The sequence below is a fragment of the Kiloniella sp. EL199 genome, assembly GCF_900313065.1.
Lineage (GTDB): Bacteria > Pseudomonadota > Alphaproteobacteria > Kiloniellales > Kiloniellaceae > Kiloniella.
Genome location: NZ_OMPU01000011.1, coordinates 52,104 through 78,759, shown reverse-complemented (window position 1 = coordinate 78,759; position 26,656 = coordinate 52,104). Strand labels below are relative to the sequence as shown.

General features: G+C 46.0%; 24 protein-coding genes. 18 read left to right on the top strand and 6 right to left on the bottom strand.

The window, feature by feature from the left end:
- Positions 1–164 precede the first annotated feature (164 nt).
- Together speD and speE are read left to right on the top strand one after the other, a co-directional pair.
- Positions 165–674, top strand: a complete 510-nt coding sequence (gene speD / locus D9A03_RS13580) for an adenosylmethionine decarboxylase (protein ID WP_120497767.1) — start codon at positions 165–167, stop codon at positions 672–674.
- Positions 671–1,519, top strand: a complete 849-nt coding sequence (gene speE, locus D9A03_RS13575; protein ID WP_120497766.1) for a polyamine aminopropyltransferase — start codon at positions 671–673, stop codon at positions 1,517–1,519. Before speD ends, speE begins: the two co-directional genes overlap by 4 nt.
- Positions 1,520–1,599: 80 nt before the next feature.
- Here speE and pabB read toward each other — a convergent pair whose 3' ends face one another.
- From pabB to ubiA, 3 genes are all read right to left on the bottom strand, one after another.
- Positions 1,600–3,417, bottom strand: coding sequence for an aminodeoxychorismate synthase component I (gene pabB / locus D9A03_RS13570; RefSeq protein ID WP_120497765.1), 1,818 nt, complete (start codon positions 3,415–3,417; stop codon positions 1,600–1,602).
- A 190-nt stretch (positions 3,418–3,607) separates the two neighbouring features.
- Positions 3,608–4,282 (bottom strand): methyltransferase, encoded by a 675-nt coding sequence (locus D9A03_RS13565; RefSeq protein WP_120497764.1) that lies wholly within the window; start codon positions 4,280–4,282, stop codon positions 3,608–3,610.
- Between the two features lie 28 nt (positions 4,283–4,310).
- Entirely contained in the window at positions 4,311–5,243 is a 933-nt protein-coding gene (gene ubiA / locus D9A03_RS13560) for a 4-hydroxybenzoate octaprenyltransferase (RefSeq protein WP_120497763.1), read from the bottom strand.
- 95 nt (positions 5,244–5,338) lie between these two features.
- Between ubiA and D9A03_RS13555 the strand changes: the two genes are divergently transcribed.
- Together D9A03_RS13555 and D9A03_RS13550 are read left to right on the top strand one after the other, a co-directional pair.
- Positions 5,339–6,130, top strand: coding sequence for a 16S rRNA (uracil(1498)-N(3))-methyltransferase (locus D9A03_RS13555; protein WP_120497762.1), 792 nt, complete (start codon positions 5,339–5,341; stop codon positions 6,128–6,130).
- A 59-nt stretch (positions 6,131–6,189) separates the two neighbouring features.
- Complete coding sequence (locus D9A03_RS13550) at positions 6,190–7,554, top strand: glutamate--cysteine ligase (protein ID WP_120497761.1); 1,365 nt, start codon at positions 6,190–6,192, stop codon at positions 7,552–7,554.
- Positions 7,555–7,774: 220 nt separating this feature from the next.
- Here D9A03_RS13550 and tldD read toward each other — a convergent pair whose 3' ends face one another.
- The gene (gene tldD, locus D9A03_RS13545) at positions 7,775–9,205 is read right to left on the bottom strand and encodes a metalloprotease TldD (RefSeq protein ID WP_120497760.1); all 1,431 of its coding nucleotides are present in this window, start codon (positions 9,203–9,205) and stop codon (positions 7,775–7,777) included.
- A gap of 195 nt (positions 9,206–9,400) precedes the next feature.
- On the opposite strand from tldD, the gene D9A03_RS13540 reads away from it, so the two are divergent.
- The 12 genes from D9A03_RS13540 (at position 9,401) to D9A03_RS13490 (ending at position 22,207) form a co-directional block, all read left to right on the top strand.
- The gene (locus D9A03_RS13540; protein WP_120497759.1) at positions 9,401–10,735 is read left to right on the top strand and encodes a DUF3422 family protein; all 1,335 of its coding nucleotides are present in this window, start codon (positions 9,401–9,403) and stop codon (positions 10,733–10,735) included.
- A 338-nt stretch (positions 10,736–11,073) separates the two neighbouring features.
- Positions 11,074–11,907 (top strand): cytochrome c oxidase subunit II, encoded by an 834-nt coding sequence (coxB, locus tag D9A03_RS13535; protein WP_120497758.1) that lies wholly within the window; start codon positions 11,074–11,076, stop codon positions 11,905–11,907.
- 80 nt (positions 11,908–11,987) lie between these two features.
- Entirely contained in the window at positions 11,988–13,589 is a 1,602-nt protein-coding gene (ctaD, locus tag D9A03_RS13530; RefSeq protein WP_120497757.1) for a cytochrome c oxidase subunit I, read from the top strand.
- Positions 13,590–13,683: 94 nt separating this feature from the next.
- On the top strand, positions 13,684–14,604 hold the full coding sequence (gene cyoE / locus D9A03_RS13525) for a heme o synthase (protein WP_120497950.1): 921 nt from the start codon (positions 13,684–13,686) through the stop codon (positions 14,602–14,604).
- Position 14,605: 1 nt separating this feature from the next.
- The gene (locus D9A03_RS19780) at positions 14,606–14,773 is read left to right on the top strand and encodes a hypothetical protein (RefSeq protein ID WP_162938145.1); all 168 of its coding nucleotides are present in this window, start codon (positions 14,606–14,608) and stop codon (positions 14,771–14,773) included.
- Position 14,774: 1 nt separating this feature from the next.
- Complete coding sequence (locus D9A03_RS13520) at positions 14,775–15,386, top strand: cytochrome c oxidase assembly protein (protein ID WP_120497756.1); 612 nt, start codon at positions 14,775–14,777, stop codon at positions 15,384–15,386.
- A 34-nt stretch (positions 15,387–15,420) separates the two neighbouring features.
- Positions 15,421–16,218: a cytochrome c oxidase subunit 3 gene (locus D9A03_RS13515; protein ID WP_120497755.1), complete on the top strand. Its 798-nt coding sequence runs from the start codon at positions 15,421–15,423 to the stop codon at positions 16,216–16,218.
- Positions 16,219–16,492: 274 nt separating this feature from the next.
- Positions 16,493–17,245: an SURF1 family protein gene (locus D9A03_RS13510; RefSeq protein WP_120497754.1), complete on the top strand. Its 753-nt coding sequence runs from the start codon at positions 16,493–16,495 to the stop codon at positions 17,243–17,245.
- Positions 17,246–17,296: 51 nt separating this feature from the next.
- A complete protein-coding gene (locus D9A03_RS13505) occupies positions 17,297–18,790 on the top strand; it encodes a carboxypeptidase M32 (RefSeq protein WP_120497753.1) in 1,494 nt (497 codons plus the stop codon).
- Between the two features lie 122 nt (positions 18,791–18,912).
- On the top strand, positions 18,913–20,310 hold the full coding sequence (thrC, locus tag D9A03_RS13500) for a threonine synthase (RefSeq protein ID WP_120497752.1): 1,398 nt from the start codon (positions 18,913–18,915) through the stop codon (positions 20,308–20,310).
- Positions 20,311–20,312: 2 nt separating this feature from the next.
- The gene (locus D9A03_RS13495) at positions 20,313–21,572 is read left to right on the top strand and encodes a pitrilysin family protein (RefSeq protein ID WP_120497751.1); all 1,260 of its coding nucleotides are present in this window, start codon (positions 20,313–20,315) and stop codon (positions 21,570–21,572) included.
- Entirely contained in the window at positions 21,572–22,207 is a 636-nt protein-coding gene (locus D9A03_RS13490; protein WP_120497750.1) for a GNAT family N-acetyltransferase, read from the top strand. The genes D9A03_RS13495 and D9A03_RS13490 overlap by 1 nt, the downstream gene beginning before the upstream one ends.
- A gap of 9 nt (positions 22,208–22,216) precedes the next feature.
- Here the strand turns inward: D9A03_RS13490 and D9A03_RS13485 are convergent, their stop codons facing one another.
- Complete coding sequence (locus D9A03_RS13485) at positions 22,217–22,789, bottom strand: YqgE/AlgH family protein (RefSeq protein ID WP_120497749.1); 573 nt, start codon at positions 22,787–22,789, stop codon at positions 22,217–22,219.
- A 213-nt stretch (positions 22,790–23,002) separates the two neighbouring features.
- On the opposite strand from D9A03_RS13485, the gene D9A03_RS13480 reads away from it, so the two are divergent.
- Together D9A03_RS13480 and D9A03_RS13475 are read left to right on the top strand one after the other, a co-directional pair.
- Entirely contained in the window at positions 23,003–25,114 is a 2,112-nt protein-coding gene (locus D9A03_RS13480) for a protein-disulfide reductase DsbD (RefSeq protein ID WP_120497748.1), read from the top strand.
- Positions 25,115–25,139: 25 nt separating this feature from the next.
- On the top strand, positions 25,140–25,622 hold the full coding sequence (locus D9A03_RS13475; protein ID WP_120497747.1) for a peroxiredoxin: 483 nt from the start codon (positions 25,140–25,142) through the stop codon (positions 25,620–25,622).
- Here D9A03_RS13475 and D9A03_RS13470 read toward each other — a convergent pair.
- Positions 25,619–26,299 carry a DUF1194 domain-containing protein gene (locus D9A03_RS13470; protein ID WP_162938149.1) on the bottom strand — a complete coding sequence of 227 codons (681 nt, stop codon included), beginning with the start codon at positions 26,297–26,299 and terminating at the stop codon, positions 25,619–25,621. The two genes, D9A03_RS13475 and D9A03_RS13470, sit on opposite strands and share 4 nt — an antisense overlap.
- Between the last annotated feature and the right edge of the window lie 357 nt (positions 26,300–26,656).

Below are 26,656 nucleotides of genomic sequence, written 5' to 3'. Positions count from 1 at the left end.
AGTTTTTTGCTTGCATTTGAAAACCAGGTTCTTTAAAGACCGCGCAACATCGCGGCTTTACAGGGGTTTTTTGCATTCGGCATTAGACCGCGATTGAGCCAAAGTCATCTACTGGTTGGGGAGGACGCTAAGTGTCTACCGCACACGCCCTCTTCCAATTGGGGATGGACTTGAATCAAGGTTCAAGTACCACCCAAACGGAAGAAAACGGATCCGCTTGTCGGACTGGTATTGAAACTAAAAATGTCGAAGCTTCGAATGTCTCTGGCTTGGATGAAGAACAAAAGGATTTCTTCATCATGCGTGACGGTGAGAGGTTTGCCGGTACCCATTTGATTATTGATCTCAAAGGGGCTAGCCGACTAGACGATTTAAAGTTTGTCGAAAATACCCTTATTGAATGTGTTGAAAAGTCCAACGCGACGCTTTTGCACATACATTTACATCATTTTACCCCTAATGGCGGCGTTTCCGGTGTCGCGGTTTTGGCTGAATCACATATTTCCATTCATACCTGGCCTGAAAAAGGCTATGCGGCATTGGATGTATTCATGTGTGGTGATTCAGAACCTCATAATTCAATTAATGTTCTGAAAGAAGCTTTTGGCCCCGATGAAGTTTTAGTCGAAGAAATTCGACGAGGAAAAGAAATCGAAAGAAAGGAAATTGAATGAAAAGCTGGGTGACAGAAAAGCTGTACGCAGACATTCATTCAAGCTTTCGTGTAAAAGAAGTTTTTTTCGATAATAAAACTGAGTATCAGAATCTTGTTATCTATGAAAACGAGATCTATGGCCGGATTATGGCTTTAGATGGTGTAACCCAAATTACGGAAAGGGATGAATTCATTTATCATGAAATGCTTGCCCATCTTCCAATCTTCGCCCACGGAGCCGTTAAAAAGGTTTTGATCGTTGGCGGTGGTGACGGAGGCATGCTGGAAGAAGTGCTGAAACATCAAGTTATTGAAAAGGTAACGATGGTCGAGCTTGACTGCACTGTTATTGAACTCAGTAAAAAGCACCTTCCCATGATTTGTGGCAATGCATTTGAAGATCCTCGATTAGATCTTGTCATCTCTGATGGCTGCCTCTTTATGAGGGAATGCTCGGAGAAATATGACCTTATCATCGTTGATTCGACTGACCCGATTGGCCCCGGTGAGGCTCTGTTTACAGATAACTTCTACAGAGATTGCAAATCGTGCCTTGAAGTAGGTGGTATTCTTGTTACTCAAAACGGGGTTCCTTTCTTACAGGGTGATGAATTGAAATCCACTCTGACATTTTTTAAGCCTATCTTTGCCGAGGCGACATGCTATCTGGCCACAGTGCCAACATATATTGGTGGTCCTATGGCTTTTGGTTGGGGGACCGATCAAAAGGGTTTGAAGGATGTTTCCCTGGCTCAATTAGAAGCGCGTTATAAGGCTGCTGCTATTGAGACGAAGTATTACACGCCTGAGGTCCATCGGGCTGCCTTTGCTTTGCCAGGATATGTTCAAAAATTGGTTGCATAACCTCGCAAAAGATCTTGGTTGCTGTCTATATAGGCTAAAGACGAAGGGAGCTTTTCCGCTCCCTTTTTTATCGGTATTCTTTATGAAATGAGCTGAGCTAGCATTAAATTACGCACGGAATTCCCAAAGAAAATAGCGTCTGCTTTTTTGAGATCATCAAGAGTTAAAACCTTTTCCGAGAGGCTTTTGTAGTTTGTTTTTAGCAAATGAGTTCTGAATGTTCCGTTCAACACACCACTCGAAATAGGGGGGGTGAAGAGCTTACCATCAATTTCAATAAAGATGTTCGTCCGCGCGCCTTCGGTAACTTCACCATGTTCGTTGGTAAATAAAACTTCTGCGCAACCCGTGGATTTACTTTGTTCGGCAAGTTCGTTTTCGTAAAACTCTCGTCGTGTTGTTTTGTGATAAAAGAAAATATCGCTGCTATCGACAACTTTATCTGAAACAGCGAAAGTGATCTCTTTTTGAGGATCTGGATGTTCCATAGGGGTGGCTGTGACCGTTGTCGATCCATCCTTGTGTAGTAAAAGTCTTACGCGTTGCGTGCCTTTGAGCTCCAGGCTTTTCAGAGCTGAACACACATTTTCCTGTTCGAAAGGGTAAGCGAAGAAACCTGCAGAGTTTTCCAAGCGTTCCAGATGCTCTTCGAGCAGGAAATATCCAGTACTTTCTTCCCAGCGTAGTGTTTCGATCAAATCAAAAAGTGGTTTTGTGTACCCCGCCAGATTCCCGGACAGGAACTGTCCCTTAAGAAGGCATTCCTGATATTCGGCTTCTGGGCTGGAATCATATACAATGCCACTGCCGATACCCATTTCGCCTTTACCGTTTTTGTCCATCACCAAGGTACGGATGGCGACATTAAATCTGGTGTCTCCATTAGGCGCAATGTGCCCTATGCTTCCAGTGTAAACACCACGAGGCTGTTCTTCCAATTCGGAAATAATCTCCATTGTGCGTACTTTAGGAGCACCAGTAATAGAGCCACAGGGAAAAAGCTGTCTGATAAGATCTACCGGGCTGATTTCTGACCGAAGCTTACCAACGATGTTGGAAGTCATTTGATGTAGAGACCGATAGGTTTCTACGGTAAAGAGTTCCGTAACCTTAACAGAACCAACCTCGCATACGCGCCCCATGTCGTTTCGTAAAAGATCGACGATCATCAGGTTTTCTGCACGTGATTTTTCGTCTTTGGTTAGCCAGACCTTGTTTTCGTTATCTTCTTTAGGGCTTTTCCCTCGCTGTACGGTTCCCTTCATGGGGCGTGTTCGGGCTTCAATTCCTTGCGTTGAGAGAAAGATTTCCGGTGATAGTGAGAGAATAGTGTGGTGCCCTGTTTCGATATAGGCACCATTGCTCACATTTTGCCGCTGCCGTAGTTCCTGAAACAACGCAATGGGGTCACCCGATATGTCAAAGTGATGTTTGAAAGTGTAGTTGACCTGATAGGTGTCGCCGGCTGCAACATAGTCCTGAACTTTATGAATAGCATTGCAATAGTTTTGCTCATTCATTGAAGGTTTCAGGTTGGACAGGGTGTAATCCCCGGAACGTTGCTTTGCCAGGAACTTATTGGCCTCAGCCGGATTAAGAGTGATTGCTTTGTCGAAAGACCCAAACCATAACAAAGGAATGTTACGATCCGTATTGGATGGCAGTAGTGACGTTAGTTTGTCTTCGAGAAGATAGCCGAGTTCATAAGACAAAAAACCAGCCAAGTGTTTTCCAGCTTCTCTTTCCCGATTTATCAGAGAGAAGGCTGTCTTTAGTTCTTCAGGGTTTTCACAGCTTATGATTTTGCCGGGATTAATGAACAAGATTGAGCCCTTGCCGGAAAGAGTATCATCCAGCAGTACAAAGGGCTGTTCTTGTTTTTTCAGGTACTCGTTCATCGGGCCAACAGTTAGTTCTAATTTAGCAAGAGAGCTTTAACGCGCTCGTACATTAAGGTCCAGCTTTAAGCGTATTTGTCAGAAGCTATTGTCAAAAAATAAGATGTAATCCTAATCCAAATTTCTCTGCAGTCAGATTGCTCCTTATTATGATGCGAAACCGTAATGAGGAAAAGTTTAATGCAATTTATTACGAGCTTGCTCGATCCTGATGAAATTCCCAAACACATGCATTCCTAACATCTGTATCTTCCAAAGAAGATGAGGTTTGTACGCCATAGGCGATTAATTTTTTCAAACCGGATTTGGGGAGGTAGGTTCTGCCTGGGTCTCCCATCAGAACCAGCACACCTGTTGCAGAAAGTTGCCAAAGCCAGGATGTAATTTCGTTGGCCATTGGCCCTTCATAACAGATATCACCTGCCAGAATGATATCCCAACCTTGGTTGTCTTTCCCCACCAGATTTTCTGTTGTCGTTGTAAGAGTTACTTGATTCAGGTCTGCGTTCAATTCTGTAGCGGCAATGGCAAAAGAATCTATGTCTGCTGCAAGGACTGTTTTGGCCTCGGACATCTTTGCTGCAATGGCCTCTATGCCACATCCACAGGCAAAGTCGAGTACATTTTTACCTCGGACGATATCAGGGTTATCCAGGATGTATTGTGCAAGGGCTTGTCCACCAGCCCAAGCAAAAGCCCAGTATGGTGTTGGAAGTTGCAGATTATCGAGTTCTTTCTCGCCCAGTTGCCATAGAGGTAGATCTTCATTGGCCAGATAAAGCTCGATTTTATCTCCGAGAAGTGGAGTGCCTGCTGGTCTGGTGTTCTCGACAATAAAGCTTTTGGGGTTAGATATCGGTGTCATTTAATATCGGGGTATTGTTTATATTGGGCTACTTGACCATAGCAGCAAGATAGATCCCGGCGAGGAAGATCCAGCCGATGTTTCTGTTTGATTTGAATTTGTTTAGGCAGTCAGTGGGATCATCAATACGAACGGTGGTTATTTGCCAGAAAAAATGAAAAACAATACCTGCAATGCCAAGCCAAAAGGGCCACTGCAATCCCATAAACCATCCCGCTGCGGCAAAACAGAGAGAACAAATGCCGTAAAAGAAAACGAGCCAATGCTTTGTTTTATTACCCAGTTTTAAGGCTGTGGATTTGACGCCAACCAATGCATCATCTTCTTTATCCTGATGCGCATAAATTGTGTCGTATCCAAGTGTCCAGGCAATTCCGCCTAAATAAATCAAGAGGGGAGGGAGGCTGAGATCTCCTCGTATTGCAGCCCATCCAACCAGAGCACCCCAGTTGAATGTTAGACCCAACCATGCCTGAGGCCAATAGGTTATGCGCTTCATGAAGGGGTAACAGATCACAAGAAGTATGGCGGATGAAGCCAAAATAATGGTGTAGCTATTAAATTGTGAAACGACTGCTAAACCAATAGCTAGCTGAAGAACCACGAACGTTGTTGCCTGTTTCATGGACAATTCGCCACTCGCTAAAGGACGCGTGGCTGTGCGGGCGATTTTTTTGTCGTACTCTCTATCTGCCATATCATTAATCGTACAGCCCGCACCTCGCATAGCGAGGGCACCTATCGCAAAGAGAGCCAGGAAATAATAGGGTGCAAAAGGGCTACCGATTTGATAGCCGGGCGCACTACTCGCCAACAACATTGACCACCAGCAGGGAAAGAGTAACAACCAGGTTCCAATCGGGCGGTCCAATCTTGCCAGACGCAGATATGGCCGTATCCATGCAGGAGATATTTTTATGATTATATGATCATTTGCGATGTCACTGGCACTATTGGTCATATCAGCGTTGTATTATCTCTTTAGGGGGTGTTATCTACTTGTTTAAGTATGAGTGATACACCTGAAGTACTGCTTTGTGAAGGTAAGTTCGAGAGATGGAACGTGTCGTAACCAGACTCTATATAGAAGATAACTTGAGCCAGGGGACAACTGTTGGCCTTGATGCGGCTGGTGCGCATTACCTGCGCTCGGTCCTGCGACTTAACACAGGGGCACGAATCGGCCTTTTTAACGAAAGGGATGGTGAGTGGCTGGGTGTGATTGAAGGTTTGGGTAAGGGGTGGTGTTCACTGCAAATTCAAGAACAGCGTCGAGAACCTGCCCCGGAACCAGATATCTGGCTTGTTTTTGCCCCGATCAAGCGTTCGAGAATTGATTTCCTTGCCGAGAAGGCAGGGGAACTTGGTTGTTCCCGTATCTTGCCTGTTTTTACCCGCTATACCGACGTGAAGCGAATTAATCGCGATCGGCTTGCGGCGCATGCAAAAGAATCAGCAGAACAGTGTGAACGTTTGTCGGTAACAGAAGTTGATGATGCTGTGACATTGGATAAACTCATTGATAAATGGCCTGATGACAGGCGTTTAATTGTTTGCGCAGAATTTGGCGATGCAAAGCCGATTGCAGAAACTTTAACAGAGATACTGGTTAAGGAGCCAGGTGCCGGTCAACGCCCTTGGGCAGTTTTAATCGGTCCGGAAGGCGGTTTTGCCGAAGAAGAGCTTGAAGCTCTTCTTCGCCTTCCTTATGTGACACCAATAGGTCTTGGTCCAAGGGTTCTTCGGGCTGATACTGCTGCTGTTGCAGCCCTGTCTTGCTGGCAGGCGATATTAGGAGATGGGGGTATGCGCCCACCAAAAGGTACAACACCGGTCACGGTTGCCTGATTTCAGACGACTTTGAGCTTGTTATTGTAAACGATGACCGATTTTATGGAATGTAAAACATGTCCGACGCTTCTTCCTCATCAACCGTAATTACGGATAAGGCCGAACTGATTTCCTATCTGGAAAGTGGCAACAAACCAAAGGGCCAATGGCGTATTGGGACAGAGCACGAAAAGTTTGCTTTTTGCGATGAGACTTTTAAATCGCTTAAGTATGATGGTGAAAAATCAATCAAAATGATCCTCGAAGGTCTCGCCAATCGTTTCGGTTGGACGCCGGGATACGAGGGTGAAAACATTATCGCGCTGACGGACAGCGGAGCTTCGGTCACGCTGGAGCCGGGGGGGCAGTTGGAACTTTCCGGTGCGCCTTTGGAAACTGTGCATGATACTTGCCGTGAAGTACATGCTCACCTGTATCAGGTGAAGGAAATCACCGAACCTCTTGGCATTCACATGCTGGGCATGGGCTTTAACCCCAAGTGGGGGCAAGAGGGTGTGAACTGGATGCCAAAGGGCCGATACAAGATTATGCGTGAATACATGCCAAAACGCGGTAATCTTGGTCTGGATATGATGACATTAAGCTGCACTGTGCAGGTTAATCTGGATTTCTCCAGTGAACAGGACATGATTCACAAGTTTCGTACCAGCTTGGCATTACAGCCAATTGCGACCGCTCTTTTTGCGAATTCTCCCTTTAGCTATGGTAAGCCAAATGGATTTTTGAGCTATCGCAGTCACCTTTGGACTGATACTGATCCTGATCGTTGCGGGATGCTTTCTTTTGTTTTTGAAGATGGCATGAGTTTCGAGCGTTATGTGGATTACGTTCTCGATGTACCCATGTACTTTGTTTATCGTGATGGAAAGTATTTGGATGCTAGCGGCGAATCATTTCGTGATTTCATGCAGGGAAAATTGAAAATTCTCCCTGGTGAATTGCCGACGCTAAAAGACTGGGATGACCATATCACTACTGCATTCCCCGAAGTCCGAATGAAGAAGTTCCTTGAAATGCGCGGGGCTGATGGTGGCCCTTGGAAGTCTTTGTGTGCTCTGCCTGCTTTGTGGGTTGGCTTGCTTTATGACCAGTCGGCACTGGATGCTGCATGGGATCTTGTGAAGGACTGGACTGACGAAGAGCGTCAACTGTTGAGGGCTGAAGTTCCGGCAAAGGGCCTGTCTGCTGAAGTTCGCGGGCAAAAAATTCAAGAACTTGCCAGGCAGGTTGTGGAAATTGCTGCAAGTGGCCTGGAAAACAGAGGGCGCACAGATGCTCAGGGGCGGGATGAAGTGCATTTCCTGAACACCTTGATGGAAACTGCTGAAAGCGGTGTTACGCCAGCTGAAGAAAAACTAAAAGCTTATTATGAGTGCTGGAATGAATCTGTTGATCCTGCTTTTGTTGAATATGCTTATTAAGTAAAATTCTTCACGGCCAAGTGAGATCTGTATTTAAAAGCTGATCGCGCGCATAAAGAGCGGTCAGCTTTTTTGTTGGGAAATTCTAAAAAAAACCCCGATAATAAAACCGGGGTGTAAAGATATCGATACAAGGGTCGATAGGAGGTTGTGAATAAAACACTACTCCAGATTGCATTAAGGAAGTGTTAATTTAACAACTCAGGGTGCTTTTTCTCTTTCAGGCCGTCCCACCAACGGTAATACCATCAATCAAGAGTGTTGGTTGTCCAACACCAACGGGAACGCCTTGACCGTTTTTACCACATGTTCCAACGCCATCATCCATCTCCATATCATTGCCAACCATAGAGATTTTTTGCATGGCATCGGGCCCGTTACCAATCAAGGTGGCACCTTTTACCGCTTCACCAACAATACCATCTTTCACTTTGTAGGCTTCTGTACAGGCAAAGACGAACTTGCCGGATGTGATGTCGACCTGTCCACCGCCAAAGTTTACGGCGTAAATACCATCCTTTACAGATTTGAGCATTTCTTTGGGATCGTGTTCGCCGTTTAGCATGACTGTATTTGTCATACGCGGCATTGGAATATGGGCGTAGCTTTGCCGACGGCCATTACCTGTTGAATTTTCGCCCATCAATCTGGCGTTTTGGCGGTCCTGCATATAGCCGACAAGAATACCGTCTTCGATCAAGGTTGTGCACTGTGATGGCGTGCCTTCGTCATCAACAGAAATTGATCCCCTGCGATCAGCAATGGTTCCGTCATCAACAACGGTAACACCTTTGGAGGCAACACGCTCGCCGACACGATCACTAAAGGTAGATGTTTTCTTACGGTTGAAATCACCTTCGAGGCCATGGCCAACAGCTTCGTGAAGGAGGATGCCGGGCCAACCTGGGCCTAGGATAACTTGCATTTCACCGGCAGGTGCCGGAACCGCATCCAGATTGACCAGTGCACGCCGGATCGCTTCGTCGGTTCCTTTTTGCCAGTAAGCTGGATCAAGTAGACTGTCATAAACAAAGCGGCCACCCCCTCCATAAGATCCGCTTTCCATCTTATCGCCCTGCGCAACGGTCACGGAAATGTTTAATCGCACCAGAGGTCGGATATCGGCGACCTTGTGTGCATCAGCGCGCATAATCTGAACAGCTTGCCACTCGCCAGATATCGAAGCGCTAACTTGAACAACTCTTGGGTCTTTTGCGCGGGCATAAGCGTCGATATCGCTGAGTAATTTGATTTTGGTCTCAAATGCACAGGCGGATAATGGATTGTTTTCTGTATAGAGAGCTGAATTTGTCCCTTGAGGCGAGCCAGCCATCGTGCCGGAATGTCCGCTGTGGACGGCTTGAACTGTATTAACCGCACGTTTAATCGCTTCTTCACTTAGGTCACTTGCGTGGGCGTAGCCTGCGCTCTCACCTGCTATTGCGCGAAGTCCAAATCCCTGAGATGTGTCAAAGCTTGCGTTTTTCAGGCGTCCGTCATCGAACACCATCCCTTCGGATTGGCGGTATTCAAGATAGAGCTCGCCATCATCGGCACCCGTTAGTGCATTGTTGACAATACTTTCCAGCCGCTTTTGATCCAGATCGGTGCGGCTGAAAAAAAGATCGTCGGTTGTGGCAATGTAGCTCATAAATGGATTCCTTCAATATACCTTTACAGACAATATAGATCTTCAAAGTGAGAAGGCCAATGATCTTGGCTTCCAAATTAAAGAGAATCTTGCCACACTCCATTTCGTCAAAAGACAAAAAACGCTTCAACGCAAGAAAGCGGACAAAACGAACTCTGTATAAATACAGAAATCAGGTCGATATAAGGAACAAAAATGTTGCGCGATCATCCCTTGCGGGTTGAGCTATGTAACGAGTTACATGCAAGGCCATTTACCCAGCTTACTGGCCCGGAAACTATCACACATATAGGAATGTTATCAGGAGAGGACAAAGCCGAAGAAGAAAGAGCCCATGTTGGGTTGTTATGTCAGCGTTTTAATGTGGCAGCACCCGCGCCGGGAACAAAACACTTTATGGCAGATCTTGGCCACTTTTATGTGGTGTGGGAGCGTCACACAGAGTTTTCCACCTACACTTTTTTTCGCAACAGAAAAGACCCGGATCGAAAGCAATACGATACGGCACCTACAGGTACACAGACAAAGCACGCATATCATGAGCCCTTCTCGAAAACAGCAATAGAACTGGTTCCAGTGGATTGGCTTAATGCCGTGCCAGGGCAACGATTGGTTGGTGTCCACGTAGAGCTTGAAGGGCATGATGCCCCTGAGCGCACGATGCAAGAACAGGTTGCTTTCTTTCCCACAGGGAATCTTTCTGCCTGTACACTACGAGGCGGATTGGCCGCGGTCTGGATGGATTTCAGTATTAATGAAGATGGTTATGGCAGGATACTCATCAAGGATTATGGTCTTAAGCCTCGGCAAATAGGGCGTGCCGTTCAGCGGTTGCTTGAAATTGATACCTACCGGATGATGGCTCTTCTCTCTCTTCCTTTGGCGCAACAATATGGTGATCGCTTGGCAAAGGCGGGGCGTGTGCTCAAAGATATTACAACGCGTATGACTGACAAGCGTGATGTGGATAACGAAAAAGAACTATTGAGTGAGTTGACGGAATTGTCTGCGGAAATTGAGCAGGCAGCGGCGGCAACCAACTATCGATTTTCTGCTTCAAAAGCATACCATGAGCTGGTTCGGCAGCGAATTTTGAAGTTGAAAGAAGGGAATATGGATGGCTTTCAACGGATGGAAAGTTTTCTTGATCGGCGCCTGACACCTGCAATGAGAACCTGTGAGGCGATGGCATTACGTTTGGATACACTATCCAAAAGAGTGGCTCGCGCAGGGCAGTTGTTGAGAACGCGTGTTGATATTCAACTGGAAGAACAGAACTCTGCGCTTCTAAAGTCTATGGATAAAAGGGCAAGCATACAGTTGCGATTGCAAGAGACTGTCGAAGGCCTTTCCGTGGCTGCGATCAGCTATTATGTCGTTAGTTTGATTTACTATTTAGCCAAAGGCATCAAGACAATCGGAGTCGATCTAAACGCATCTATTGTTGCGGCTGTATCCATTCCATTTGTGGTCACCACTTTATGGTTAGGGGTGCGCCGTGTTCGCAAAATAGTTGAGCAGGAAAGTTAGGATTAGATCTGTAGTTCAGGATATGAAGCGCAGATTCATGCGGTAAAAAGCACACTGCGTCATAAGGTCGCAACCCGAGGACGAGTCTCTCGGGAAAGGCTATAATTCACTTAACGTTTATCTTTTGGTAGCTTAAAGGGTCTAATATGCGCAATTCTTCTATATCTGGGGCTTGTCCTCACGGGTTTCAATAGGGTAGGTTGCGCCAGAATAACTTTGGAGTCCGGCTGATGTCAGAATTATCCATTCTGCATATTAGTCCTGGAATCGGGAAGATACTTTGATCCTGATCAATTCAGGATCAAAAGTTGAAATAAAAAAAACAGGATGTTGAGTACATGACGTTTCTGAAACGGATTGCCTATCTAATTAGTGCTGTTGCACTGTTCGGCGGTTTGGCTGCTACTGGTCACGCCTCTCAGCCAACTGAGTGGGGCCTTGGTCTGCAAGATGCCGCTTCTCCGACAGCTGTTGCATTGGAAGAATTTCACGATCTTCTGCTTTATATCATTACAGCAGTTTGTGTGGTTGTTCTGCTTCTTTTGCTTTACGTGATGTTCCGTTTCTCAGAGAAACGAAACCCTGTGCCATCAAAAACAAGTCATAATACGCTTCTTGAAATTATCTGGACGGCTGTTCCGGTTATCATTTTGGTGATAATCGCGATACCTTCGTTCAAGATTCTTTATGCGGCGGACAGTAATCCTGACACCGAGATGACGATCAAAGCCATTGGTAAACAGTGGTACTGGTCTTATGAGTATCCAGATCAGGGCGATTTTACATTTGACGCTTATATGAAAGCTGAGGATGAGCTTGAGCCTGGTGAACCACGGTTATTGGCAACAGATAACGCAATTGTGGTTCCTGTTAACACTAAAGTTCGTCTTTTGGTTACCGCAGATGACGTTATTCACTCATTCGCTATGCCTTCCATGGGGCTGAAGCTTGATGGTGTTCCCGGTCGTGTTAATGAGACCTGGTTCGAGGTGACTGCTGAAGGCACATACTACGGTCAGTGCTCTGAGATTTGTGGTACAGGTCATTCCTATATGCCGATCATGATCAAAGCTGTTTCCAAGGAAGAGTTCGACAAATGGGTCGACTTTGCCAAGGAAGAATTTGCTGCGATTGAAGACGATCGTTCCGTACAGGTTGCTCAGCTTAACTGAGAAGCTTCGATAGATTTCGCCGTTCAATCGGTTATAGCGCCAAGAGAAGCGCTTAAAGAAACGAAATGAGGATATGAGATATGGGTACTGCTGCTGAAGCCCATCACGACCATGATCACATGCCGGGGTTCTTTACCCGTTGGTTCTGTTCGACCAACCATAAAGACATCGGCATTCTATATCTGGTCTTTTCAGTAATTGCTGCTTTGATTGGTGGCGCATTTTCCGTTTACATGCGTTTGGAACTGCAAGAACCAGGCGTACAGTACTTTTTGACTGATGGTGAACCAAATGGTCAGTGGTGGAACGTTGTCGTTACGGCACACGGTTTCATCATGGTGTTCTTTGTGGTGATGCCTGCGGTAATCGGTGGTTTCGGGAACTACTTTGTTCCTTTGATGATCGGCGCGCCGGATATGGCTTTTCCACGTATGAACAACATTTCCTTCTGGTTGATTGTTCCTGCGTTCCTTCTGCTTCTTGGTTCTGCGCTGGTTGGGGAAGGTGCGGGTACAGGGTGGACCGTTTACCCACCACTCTCATCCTTTGGACAATCGGGGCCATCGGTTGATATGGCGATCTTTGCGCTTCATCTGGCGGGTGCTTCATCCATTCTTGGTGCGGTGAACTTCATCACAACAATCTTCAACATGCGTGCGCCAGGCATGACTTTGCACAAAATGCCTCTTTTTGTGTGGTCAATGCTGGTAACTGCTTTCTTGTTGCTATTGGCTGTGCCTGTTCTTGGTGGCGCGATCACCATGCTACTGACAGACCGTAACTTCGGAACATCGTTCTTTGATCCGGCCAAAGGTGGCGATCCGATCCTTTATCAGCACCTGTTCTGGTTCTTTGGTCACCCTGAAGTGTACATCATGATCCTGCCTGGGTTTGGTATCATTTCACACATCATATCTACCTTTAGTCGTAAGCCCGTGTTTGGGTACCTCGGCATGGCCTATGCGATGTGTGCGATTGGTTTCGTTGGTTTCGTAGTTTGGGCGCACCACATGTACACTGTTGGTCTGGACGTGAACACACGTGCTTACTTCACAACAGCGACCTTGGTGATTGCCGTTCCGACGGGGATTAAGATCTTCTCGTGGATTGCGACGATGTGGGGTGGTTCACTCCGCTTTACTGTGCCAATGGTTTGGGCGCTTGGCTTTATCTTCCTCTTCACCGTTGGTGGTGTGACAGGTGTGGTTCTTGCGAACTCCGGTATGGATCTGGCAATGCACGATACTTATTATGTGGTTGCGCACTTCCACTACGTTCTCAGCCTTGGTGCTGTTTTCGCGATTATCGCTGGCATGTACTACTGGATGGGTAAAATGTCTGGACGTGACTACCCTGCGTGGGCTGGCCATCTTCACTTCTGGCTGACATTTGTGGGTGTGAATATGATCTTCTTCCCACAGCACTTCCTTGGTTTGCAGGGAATGCCACGTCGTTACGTTGACTATCCAGATGCCTATGCTGGTTTCAACGCGATCTCTTCTTATGGTGCTTACATTACCTTTGCTGCGACAATCTTCTTTGTTCTTCTTACGATCTGGACAATGAAATTCGGTCGTCGTGTCGAAGATAATCCATGGGGCGAAAGTGCAACAACGCTGGAGTGGACTGTATCTTCTCCACCACCGTTCCACTGCTTTAACGAGCTGCCAAAAATCAAATAACGGTAGTTAAGTATAGATCCGGCCATTTCATCATCTAATTATTCGATGCTAATGGCCGGATTTAATCAGGAGTAAATTTGTGACCGATACATCTATGGAAAATACAACAACAACGGATACTGCTTCTTTAAGCGGCGTTGCGCAGGTTGCTGACTTCTGGGCTTTGATGAAGCCAGGTGTCATGTACCTTGTTGTGTTCACAGGATTCTCTGGTCTGATGGTTGCTCCGGGCACTATACATCCTTTCCTCGGGATTATTGCCCTGTTTTGTATTGCGATTGCATCCGGTGGCGCGGGGGCAATTAATATGTGGTATGACCGCGACATTGATGCGATCATGACACGGACAAAAAAACGCCCGATCCCGGCTGGTCGTATGGCGCCGGACGTTGCCTTGAGCTTTGGAGTTATTCTTAGTCTGTTTTCTGTGATGATTATGGGCTTGGCTGTAAATTGGACAGCAGCAGTACTTCTGGCTTTAGCCAGTGGCTTTTATGTTTTTGTTTATACGATGTTCCTAAAGCGTCGCACGCCACAAAACATTGTTATTGGTGGTGCAGCTGGTGCTTTCCCTCCGATGATTGGATGGGCGGCTGTAACTGGAACCGTATCTATTGAATCTATTGTTCTGTTCCTGATTATCTTTATGTGGACGCCCCCTCATTTTTGGGCTTTGGCGCTTTATAAAGATGGTGATTACGCCGCTGCCAAGGTTCCGATGCTGCCAGTGGTTTCCGGTCGTGAGAATACAAAGTGGCAGATGCTAGTTTATACCATTGTCCTTTTCCCGGTTGTACTCGCGCCAGTGTATTTCAATGTTGCTGGCCTGTTCTATGGCGCGGTCGCACTGATCGCGAGCTCTTACTTCCTATGGTTGAACATCAAGGTGCTACGTTCTGAAGAAGACCGTCATGCTCGCAAGATGTTCTTCTTTTCGATTTTATATCTCTTTGTTCTCTTTGCCGTGCTGATCATTGATCGGACACCGGGCATCCTGAGTTTGATTGGTGGTTGATATGTCCATGAACGAGTCTGAGAACAAAGCACAGAAATATCAAACTGTGGAAAATTCCGAAGAAATTCACAAGCAGAGAAAGCGCCGTAACTGGGCTATTCTGGGTGTTTTGATTGGCTTTATTCTATTGGTTTACACTATTACGATCGTCAAGATGGGGTTGAAATAGAATGTCCGTCGCTGGTGGTAAAAATGCACGCGTTGCAATTATCCTGGGCGGTGTCGTCTGTGGAATGGTCGCGCTGGCTTTTGCATCCGTACCACTCTATCGATTGTTTTGTCAGGTCACAGGCTATGGCGGAACAACGCAGGTTTCTGAAGTCGGTGCGACAGACGATCTGGTTGTGACAGACCGCGATGTGACTATTCGGTTTGATTCCTCTGTGAACGGGGATCTTCCTTGGTACTTTAAGCCCGCGCAGCGCGCGGTTGATGTTAAGGTCGGGGAAGAAGGAATTGCGTTTTATCGCGCAAAAAATACGTCTGATGATAAGGTCAAGGGGGTTGCTACATTCAATGTGACGCCGCTTAAAGCCGGTCAGTATTTCGTAAAAGTAGAATGTTTCTGTTTTTCAGAGCAGACTCTGTTACCGGGACAGGAAGTTGACATGCCAGTTACCTTCTATGTCGATCCGGAAATCGAGAATGATCCGAATCTCAGTGACGTAAAAACAATCACTCTGTCCTATACTTTCTTCCGGGATACAGAAGAAGAGGATAGTATGGACGTGGGTGATTTGGGTAATGACACCGGAAATAAATCGGTTGTAGAGATCAATTAACAATACGCAACAGCGTCTGGTTAAGAGGGATATCATGAGTGCAGGGCACGACGAAGTAAAACATCCGTATCATTTGGTTGATCCAAGCCCTTGGCCGTTGCTGACAGCTTTTGCTGCCGGTTTGATGGCGACAGGTCTTGTCATGATGATGCATGACTATACAAACATGGTTCTCTATGCGGGTATCGCATCGGTTCTTATTTGTGCGTATGCCTGGTGGCGTGACGTGGTGAACGAAGCTTATGTTCGTCATCTTCACACTCCCGTGGTTCGTATTGGTTTGCGCTATGGCATGGTGCTATTCATTGCGTCCGAAGTAATGTTCTTTGTGGCATTTTTCTGGGCTTATTTCACGGCTGCTTTCTACCCGAGTGAAGTTATCGGAGGCGTGTGGCCACCAGTTGGTGTTGAGACATTTGATGCCTTTGATCTGCCGTTCCTGAACACATTGATCCTGTTGCTATCCGGTTGTTCTGTGACATGGGCGCACCATGCGATCTTAAACAGTGAACAGAAACAGGCTGTACATGCCTTGATGATTACTGTGGCTCTTGGTGTGATCTTTACGGCACTTCAGGCCTTTGAATATAGCCATGCTGCATTCGGTTTCACCGACGACATTTATTCTTCTACCTTCTACATGGCGACTGGTTTCCACGGCTTCCACGTTATTGTTGGTACCATTTTCCTTTTTGTATGTCTCATTCGTACGAAAAAAGGTCACTTTACGCCTGAAGCCCACGTTGGTTTTGAGGCTGCAGCCTGGTACTGGCACTTTGTGGATGTTGTGTGGTTGTTCCTGTTTGTTGCTGTTTACTGGTGGGGTGGCTAAGTCTGCCCTAACAGGGAAACCTGAAACAGTTTCGGTTTAAAAGAAGAAGGCCGTGCCTGATACCAGAGTGGAATTCATATTTCACTGGTTAAGGCACGGCCTTCTTTTTATGTACGAATATGGTTCTGGGTATATTTTCGACCTTTCTATTTCACGTATCTTGAAGAGAGTTTTTTCTTACCAGATAGGTTCAATCGCTTTGCTCTGTTCTTGCAAAAGCCTTATGGTGGCGCTCGACTACTATTAAAAGCCAGCGACACAGGATTTGTCGATTATGACTAAAGGCATAACCCGCCGTTTTCAGCCAACTTTTTGGCCTACGATGTTTACTATTCCCGTTGTCATGATTGCCCTTGCCCTAGGCACTTGGCAATTATCGCGTATGGAATGGAAAAAAGAACAGATTGTGTTGCGCACGGATCGCGCCTCTGCTTCGGCGATTTCTTTCATTGAAACATACCCTGGTGAAATTGCGGACCCACAGGCAGACGAATTTATTAATGTCTGGGTAGAGGGGGAATTCCAGCATGATAAAGAGCTTATCATGGGGGCGCGGTCATTGGATCGGCAGTTGGGGATTCAAATTATTACGCCTTTTGCGATGACAGATGGAAGACAAATTTTGATCAACCGGGGGTTTGTGCCTTCTGATTTCAAAGACCCTGCCTTACGAGCAGAAGGCCAAGTTGAGGGAACTGTCAAAATTGAAGGTCTTCTTCGTGTAGGCGGATGGAAGGGGTATGAATTTGTACGCCCGGTCAATGATCCAGAAGATAACTTCTGGTTCTATACAGATATCAAAGAAATGAGCCAGCAAACCGGCCTGACTAATCCGGTTATGAGTGTTTATCTTGATGCAGGTCCTGCGGCCAATCCTGGGGGATACCCCCTTGGTGGGCAAACACGAATTGCTTTGGTGAACAATCACTTGGAATATGTGATTACATGGTATGCCATGGCTTTGATCCTTGCCGTGATTTATTTCATCTATCATTATCGCCCTGTTGAAAAACGCGAAGACGACTAAACTGTAATTATTCTTCGTATGAATGGTTTGTTGCCTGATTGGGAATGTGAAATGTCAGCTTACTTAGCTCTTGAAAAAAAATTCCGTCGTATGAACGCGATTGGTGAAGCCAGCGGTGTTCTCGGCTGGGATATGTCGACGGTAATGCCCACCGGTGGTGCCGAAGCCAGAATGGAACAACTTGCGGCTTTGAGTGGCGTTCAGCATGAAATTCTGACCAGCAACGAAGTGAAAGATCTTTTTGCTGAGGCTCTTGAGAGTAAAGGGGATCTTGGTGGTTGGCAGTTAGCTAATCTACGCGAGATGCAGCGTATTTGGTGCCATGCGACAGCACTTGATGGTGATTTCGTCGAGGCGCAAACCAAAGCTGGTAAACGTTGCGAGATGATCTGGCGTGAAGCGCGCCCAAATAATGACTTTGCTTCGATCCTGCCTGCGATGAAGGAAGTTCTTAATCTTACCCAGCAAGAAGCCAAAATCAAAGCCGAGCTTTTTGACTGCGATACCTATGATGCCTTGCTGGATCATTTTGAACCCGGTGGTAAGTCAATTCGCATTGATGCAATTTTTGATGACTTGGCCGCATTCCTACCAGATTTTACACAGGCTGTGCTGGAGAAACAGGCATCAGAAACGGTAGCAGAGATGCCGGATGGACCATTCTCTGTAAAAGCGCAAGAGGAACTCGGGCGTGAAATGATCAAGGCTGTGGGCTTTGATTTTAATCATGGTCGTCTTGATGTGAGTTTGCACCCTTTCTGTGGCGGTGTACCCGATGATATCCGGATAACAACGCGCTATGATGAAGCCGATTTTATGACGTCGCTGATGGGTGTTCTTCATGAAACCGGACATGCGATGTATGAGCGGAACCTGCCAAAGGATTGGCGTCTCCAACCTGTTGGTTCTGCGCGCGGCATGACAATGCATGAAAGCCAGTCTCTTATTATTGAAATGCAGGCCAGTCGTAGCGAGGAATTTGTTTCATTCGTTGCCGGAAAAGCAAAGACTGCTTTTAGTGGGGAAGGAACAGCCTGGACAGCCGAAAATATGCAGCGCATCTATAATAAAGTTAAGCCTGACTTCATTCGGGTCGATGCAGACGAAGTAACTTATCCTGCCCACGTTATCCTGCGGTATCGTTTGGAAAAGGAACTGATCAAGGGATCTATGGGGCTTGAAGATCTGCCACAGGCATGGAATGACGGATTAGAGGCGCTGTTGGGTATTCGCCCTCCCAATGATACTCTTGGCTGCCTTCAGGATATCCACTGGTATGATGGGGCTTGGGGATACTTCCCGACCTATACTTTGGGCGCGATGGCTGCTGCCCAGTTGTTTGCCGCAGCAAAAGCAGCTGTACCTGAAATTCCCTCTGCATTAGCGGAAGGGAATTTTAAACCGCTTATGGGGTGGTTGAATGAAAATGTTCACGCTTGGGGATCATTCCTTACAACAGATGAATTATTGACCAGAGTCACAGGACATCCTCTGGATCCGCAGGTATTCAAAGCACATTTGAAGACCCGGTATCTTGATGTTTGATCTTGTCAGAAGAAAACCATAGTAAAATTGATCTTACTTGCTGCTATGGTATAGGCGCAGTAAGGTTTTTGGCTTTAGCCCGGTGGGCTTGTTTCGTTACAAAAGTGACGGTCTAGGAAATCATGAAATACATCAGCACCCGTGGGCAGGCAGAAGCCCTTAACTTTGACGACGTACTCCTTGCCGGACTGGCTCGGGATGGTGGACTTTACCTTCCTGAAAGCTGGCCCCAGTTTTCTGCAGAAGAAATCCGCGATATGGCTGGACAGCCCTATACGGAAATTGTCTTTCGCGTTGTGAAACCATTTGTTGCTGGTGTTATCCCTGACCAAGATTTGAAGGCGATTGTCGAGGGTAGCTATGCTGATTTCAGGCATTCAGCTGTGGCCCCTTTGAAGCAGATAGATGGGCGTATCTGGGTTATGGAGCTTTTCCATGGGCCAACGCTTGCATTTAAAGATTTTGCTTTGCAGATGCTTGGGCGCCTTTTTGATTATGTTTTGAATAAACGTGGTGAACGAATCACGATTGTCGGGGCGACATCCGGTGATACTGGGTCTGCGGCGATTGAAGCCTGTAGAGATCGGGATCAGATTGATATTTATATTTTGCATCCTCATGGTCGGGTTTCTGAAGTACAGCGACGCCAAATGACAACCGTAACATCGCGCAATGTTATCAATGTTGCGCTTGAGGGGACATTTGATGATTGTCAGGATCATGTGAAGGCGATGTTCAATGATCAGAATTTCCGTGATTCGGTAAACCTGTCTGCGGTAAATTCCATTAACTGGGCACGGATTATGTCTCAGATTGCTTATTATTTTGCTGCAGGTGTTGCTCTTGGTGCGCCGGATCGCCCGGTTGGCTTTTCTGTGCCGACGGGTAATTTTGGCAATGTTTTTGCAGCCTATGCAGCGGGGCGAATGGGGCTTCCAGTATCCCAGTTGATCGTTGGGTCGAACCGCAACGATATTCTTACCCGTTTCTTTGAAACAGGTTCAATGACAATGAACCCGGTTGAGCCGAGCCTGTCACCGTCGATGGATATTCAGGTTTCCAGTAATTTTGAACGCCTGTTGTTTGATTTGCTTGATCAGGATGGTCAAGCTGTTGAGGCTGCTTTGACATCATTCCGCGAAAAGGGGAATTTTGATCTGGAACCAGCGCGTCATCAACGAGCACTCAGACTGTTCGATGCTTACCGTTTGGATGATGATCAGACACTTGCGGAAATTAAAAAGTACTATGCGCAAACGGGTGAGCTGTTTGACCCTCATTCTGTGATTGCGGTTGCTGCCGCTGTTGTCAAAGTACGAGATGATGTGCCTGCTATGGCCTGTATGGCGACAGCGCATCCAGCGAAGTTCCCTGATGCTGTCCATAAAGCTTCTGGGGTTACTCCAGAATTACCCGAACATATGGCGGATCTTTTTGATCGTGAAGAACAATACAAAGTTATGGAAAACGACTTGAGCAAATTAAAAGATATGGTTCTGTCCCGACGGAGAAACAGTTAATCATGACGATTGAAATCTCTACACTGTCCAATGGATTGCGTGTTGCAACTGATCGACAGGACACAGTAGAATCTGTTTCTCTGGGTGCATGGATCGGCGTTGGCGCGCGGAATGAAAGTGCAGATGTAAATGGTGTTGCCCATTTGCTTGAACATATGGTGTTCAAAGGGACGGAAAAACGCACATCTTTTGATATCGCCGAAGAGATCGAAGCCGTTGGTGGGCAATTGAACGCCTATACATCGCGGGAAAACACAGCCTTTTATGCAAAGGTACTTAAAAACGACGTTCCTCTGGCACTTGATACGGTTGCTGATATTTTACAAAAACCGCTTTTTGATGAAGGTGAACTCAAAAAAGAGCGGCATGTTGTCTTGCAAGAGATTGGCCAGGCAAATGATACCCCTGATGATATCGTCTTTGATCACTTTCAGGAGACAGCCTTTGCGTCTCAAGCACTTGGACGCCCTGTACTAGGGCGTGGCGAAATTGTTAATCGTTTAAGTGCTGATGATCTTCGCAGTTATCTTTCTGACAATTATGGTAGCGATACGATGGTGGTCTGTGCTTCGGGTAATGTGGATCATCAGACCTTTGTCAAACTTGCTGAAGAGCAGTTCAGTGGCCTTGGAAAAGCCAATCTTTCTCCCTTGCCACAGTCTGAATATACCGGGGGGGAATTCAGAGAAGACAGGGATCTTGAACAGGTTCATTTGCTTCTAGGCTTTAAAGGTGCTGAATTCGCCGGGCAAGATTATTATGCAGCCAATGTTCTCTCGACCCTGTTTGGTGGTGGGATGTCCTCGCGACTGTTCCAGGAAATCCGGGAAAAGCGCGGCCTTGTTTATACGATCTATTCTTTTGCTTCCAGTTTCATGGATAATGGTCTTTTTGGTATCTATGCAGGTACTGGCGAACAGGAAGTAAGCGAACTTGTTCCGGTTGTTTCGGATATGCTGATGGAACTTTCTTCAACTGTTACTGAAGAAGAAATCGTCAGAGCAAGAACACAGCTAAAAGCGTCAATCTTGATGGGGCGTGAAAGCACTGGTGTTCGCTGTGAACAGCTTGCGCAGCAGCTCCTGATTTTTGATCGGGCCATTCCTGTTGAAGAAACCGTTGCAAAAATTGATGCTGTTGATGTGAAGATGGTTCAGGGCTTTGCGCAACAGCTTTTGAAAAATCCTGTGACGCTTGCTGCAATGGGACCTCTTGGTAATCTGGAAAACAAAGATCAACTTCAAAAGAGGTTTGTTGCTTAATGTTTCTAAGTGGGATGAGCCATTGGGATATGCGGAAATTACGCTTGATGAACGAGCGAATTTACCTGCGTGCCCCCCAGTCTGGTGACTGGAAGGAATGGGCCAACCTACGTCGATCCAGCCGTGATTTCCTTGCGCCGTGGGAACCTGCCTGGGCGAGTGATAATCTGACCAAATCGTCTTTTCGGGACAAGCTTCGGGCCTATAAGTTGGATTGGCGTAATGATGTCGCTTACACCTTTTATGCCTTTTCACGTGAAGATAATACTATGCTTGGTGGTATTACCCTTGGGAATATTCGTCGGGGAGCGGCCTACATGGGAACGATCGGTTACTGGATGGGTGAAGCCCATGCGGGTAAAGGGTATATGAGCGAAATCCTGTCGGCTCTGATTGATTATGCTTTCGATGATCTGGGGCTTCACCGTTTGGAAGCGGCCTGTCTGGAACATAATGGTCCCAGCCAGTCGGTGCTGAAAAAGGTTGGTTTTCAGGAAGAGGGGAAAGCCCGAGGGTATTTGAAAATCAACGCAATGTGGCAGGACCACATTACCTTTGCTCTTTTACAGAATGATCCACGTTTATCACGTCGTGGCTGGATTAATGTACCGCCCGTAACGCAAGTCAAAGCCTAATTCTTTATTTTATGCATGCCCTGCATCGCTGGACAACAGAGCCGGGTCGATCCCGATTTTGGACATGGCGAGATTCCATTTATCCATCATGTTTGATCCAAAAAGTATCTCATCATCCTGATCGGCAACCAACCATCCATTCTGGTGCAGTTCGTCGTTAAGTTGCCCCGGGCCCCATCCTGCATATCCGAGAGCTAGAAGGCTTTTTTTCGGACCTTTGTTATTGGCAATATCGTTAAGTATATCAATCGTTGCTGTCATTGAAATTGTCTCAGCGACAACCATTGTACCGTCTTGTCGGTAATCATTACTGTGTAAAACAAAACCACGACCAGATTCGACGGGGCCACCAAAGTGCACCTTAATCTGTGAAGAAGATGCTGTTGGGGGTATTTCCAACTGTTCAAGGAGATCTATGAAAGAAAAGCGTTCAATGAGTTGGTTAACAACAAGGCCCATCGCGCCATCTTTGTTATGAGCGCATATATATATGACTGACTTTACAAAGCGTGAATCTGTCATCTGTGGCATGGCTATGAGTAACTTGCCGGTCAAATAACCGTTACTCTGAAAGCTTGTCATTGAAATTTCACCCTTTCTGAGCAGATATTGAGATGTTGATTGTTGCGTTGCCCCAAGATCGTATAATAATTATAAGCCGAGGCATTCCGCCACATCGTCATAATTCTTATATACTATATAGATTTACATCTTAATATTTATGAAAGAGCAAATCAAAAGAGGAAAATACAACATCAGCGTGTGATGTTGTCTCTGATCGGAAATTAGGAACGCATGCGGTTTTTTCGGGAAAAGATAAACAACCATCTGTGCAGAGTTCTGCAGGGCATTATTTTTGTTTTCTTTGCATTATTTTCTTTGCCCTATACGGCCCAAGGAGCTTCTTCCCCGTGGATTGAGGAAGAGTTTTCCCGTGTGCGTTTGGTAACCGGACAGGAAACGCTTGGCGAGGCGGGAAAGGTAATGCTGGGTCTCCAGTTTGAGTTGAAAGAAGGCTGGAAGACCTATTGGCGGTCGCCGGGAGATGCTGGCTTTCCCGTTTCTCTTGATTTGGCCGGAAGTGATAATCTGAAATCCTGGCAATTTTACTGGCCGGTTCCCCATCGCTTTACGCTCTTTGGTTTACAGACATTTGGTTACAGCAAAGAAGTTGTTTTTCCATTTTCAGTAGAGGCAGAAAACCCGCAGCAGGATGTTACCTTGCGGGGCACGGCAAGCTATTTGCTTTGTAAGGAAATATGTATTCCCTTTGATGCAGAAGTAACTATACGCATTCCGTCAGGAGAAGCGTTTCCTTCTTTGGAAGCAGGTATTGTCGATACATATATCCGTCAGGTCCCGGGGCTTGGTGCTGAAACTGGTATAACTGTTACGGACATTTTTCTTGAGGGTGAGGGAGAAAATCTTGTCCTTCAAGTTTATGGATCAGCCAAGGAATACGTTTTCCAAAAACCGGATGTTATTGTCGAAGGGCCACCCGGTTTTTCGTTTTCTGCACCAGAAGTTGTTCTTCTTGATGGTGGTTCCAAGGCAGAATTTACAATTCCGGTTTCAACCTATAAGGAGACCAAGGGCGTTCTGGAAGGCAAGCAGATCACACTCTCTCTTGTTGATGGTACAAAAGGGGCAGAACTTAAAACTGTTTCCAGATACAAAGATGTTCCCGTCAACACAAATTCTGGACTTCTGGCGTTTATACCAATCCTGGGGTTGGCCCTTTTAGGTGGTTTTATTCTGAACCTGATGCCATGTGTTCTGCCTGTCTTGTCTTTGAAATTAATGTCGGTGATCAGGCATGAAAAAGGCGATCACCACAGTGTTCGTAAAAGCTTTGTTGCAACAAGTTTTGGCATTTTAACTTCCTTCTGGATTTTGGCTGCGGCGGCATCGTTATTGAAAGTTGCAGGTTTTTCTGTGGGGTGGGGCATACAGTTTCAACAACCGCTTTTTCTAATCGCGATGAGTGGCATTGTTTCCCTGTTTGCTGCCAACCTTTTTGGATGGTTTGAATTTTTGGCTCCGGATGGAGTGATGAACCGTGCTGTAAACGCGAGTGAAAAACAGGGGATTAGTGGCGATTTTCTCAAAGGAATGTTTGCCACACTTTTGGCAACACCCTGTTCCGCACCATTCTTGGGAACCGCTGTGGGGTTTGCTTTAGCACGAGGCACATGGGAGATTTTTGCAATCTTTACCTTTTTGGGTGTCGGTATGTCGTTGCCTTATTTGGTTGTCGCAGCAAAGCCCAAGCTGGCCACTTTTCTTCCCAAACCTGGAACATGGATGATCTGGCTCAAAACTTTTCTTGGATTACTCTTGCTGGGAACGGTCATTTGGCTTTTATCTGTTCTTCTTGTTCAAGTCGGTTGGTTGGCAACAATTCTTGTCACACTTCTTTTAACCCTTGGAATGGTTATTCTCGCAGTTAAATCTCTTACAATTGGAAAGCGAGCGCTTGCTGTTGCCTTTTTGGCAGTTTGCTCTTTGGTCGTTCCGTACAAGTTTTCTACCTCTTCCGAGAAGGTACCCGTTTCGGATTACTGGATACCATTCGCTCAGAAGCAAATAGCTGCTGAGGTCAGTAACGGTAAGATTGTTTTTGTCGATGTCACTGCTGACTGGTGTATTACCTGTCAGGTGAACAAGAAACTTGTTCTGGAACAAGACGAAGTAAAATCCCTGTTACAAAGAGAAAATGTTCTGCCAATGCAGGCTGATTGGACACTGCCAAGTGATACGATCACGGCTTATCTGGAAAGCTATAATCGGTATGGAATTCCTTTTAATATTATCTATGGTCCCGGGGCACCTGAGGGGATAGTGTTGTCAGAACTTTTGACCATTGATGACGTTTTAAGTTCTTTTGAACAGGCATCAAAAAAATGAACCCAACCTATTGATTGGAAATAACATGACGATTTCAGTTGGAGATAAGGTCCCATCGGCTTCTGTGTGGAACAAGAATGCCGATGGTATAGACAAGATTGATTTTGCTGAGTTCTGTGCAGATAAAACGGTTGCTTTTTTTGCTGTTCCAGGCGCCTTTACGCCGACTTGCCAGGAGCAACATTTCCCAAGCTATAAGGAAAATGCGCAGAAATTAAGAGATAAAGGGGTTGATGTTATTGCCTGTATGTCCGTCAACGATCCCTTTGTAATGAAAGCCTGGGGAGATTTGCTTGACCCTGAGGGAGATATCATGATGTTGGCTGATGGATTGGGAGAGCTAGCAAATGGTGTTGGATTAACGATTGATGCTTCTGGTGTTGGGTTGGGGCAGCGTGCCGCCAGATTTTCCATGCTGATTAAAGACGGTGTTGTCGCATCGCTTCATGTCGAAGAAGCTGGCGCCTATGAAGCATCCGCGGCAGGGGTCCTACTCAAAGATCTCTAAAAAGTATTTTGCACGATTGGCAGGGGGGCTATTTCTCGTACGAGCTTTTTCTGGATGGCATATTCATATGCTTCGTAGGAATTTGCTTTTATAACAAAGCTTCCCTGCCCGCCGATTACAGCATTTCGAAAGTAATGATGTAGTGTTGGTGTTTCATTGATAATTGCAAGGCCATTGACCGTTACACCCTTTTTTATCGCGACATCCCGTAAGAAATGCGCAGGCACGCCGTCGTTGTTTCGCCCATCACCGGATATATCCAGTACTTTTCTATATGATCTATAAGGGCTGTTACTGAACATATGGAGTGATTTGGCAATAACGGCCGTGATCGATGTCGGTCCAAGAGCAACATGTCTGGGCAGCCGACGAATTCTCTCTGAAAGATTAGTGATGGAGTTAGGGGAACCTATAGCAGTCCAGGGAATTGAGACGATTTGGTTATTTGTTCCTGACCACTGAATTAAAGCAATTGATATTCTTTTATAATGTCCTGCCTGTATTGCTGCATAGATGGCTGGTGAGCGCAGTGCACGTGCCAAACCGTTCATTTGTAACAAGTATTCCGCATCGCTGACACTATAAGAGCAATCAACCGCCAGTATCAGCTCCATATCAACGGTCAGGCCCTCTGCTTTGCTGGTACTTGTCATACCTGTCGCTACTATAAAAATCATCAGCAGCATTTCTTTTAAGCAGAGGAGCTTTGTGCAAGCTTTTTTCAAGTTTATATGACCCTCTGATGTAAGCACATTTATAAGTTTACATCAAAATGGGGCTTAGGGTTTCTTTTTATCCTGAGTATATGATCTGGTTTTCGACTCTAACAAAATGAATTCTTTATCCAAATGAGCCGTGATTGAAATAGATTTGCAGAATCGGCCAAGTAATTGAAAAACAGTTTTTTTTGAGTGTAATTTATAAATTAGCTAAAATTTTATTAAAAACTGAGATGATTTGGATACGTAAATTATTGATTTTTTTTCCTAATAGGCTCAGAATAACGGAAACGATATTGGTGCATTGCGCAGGTA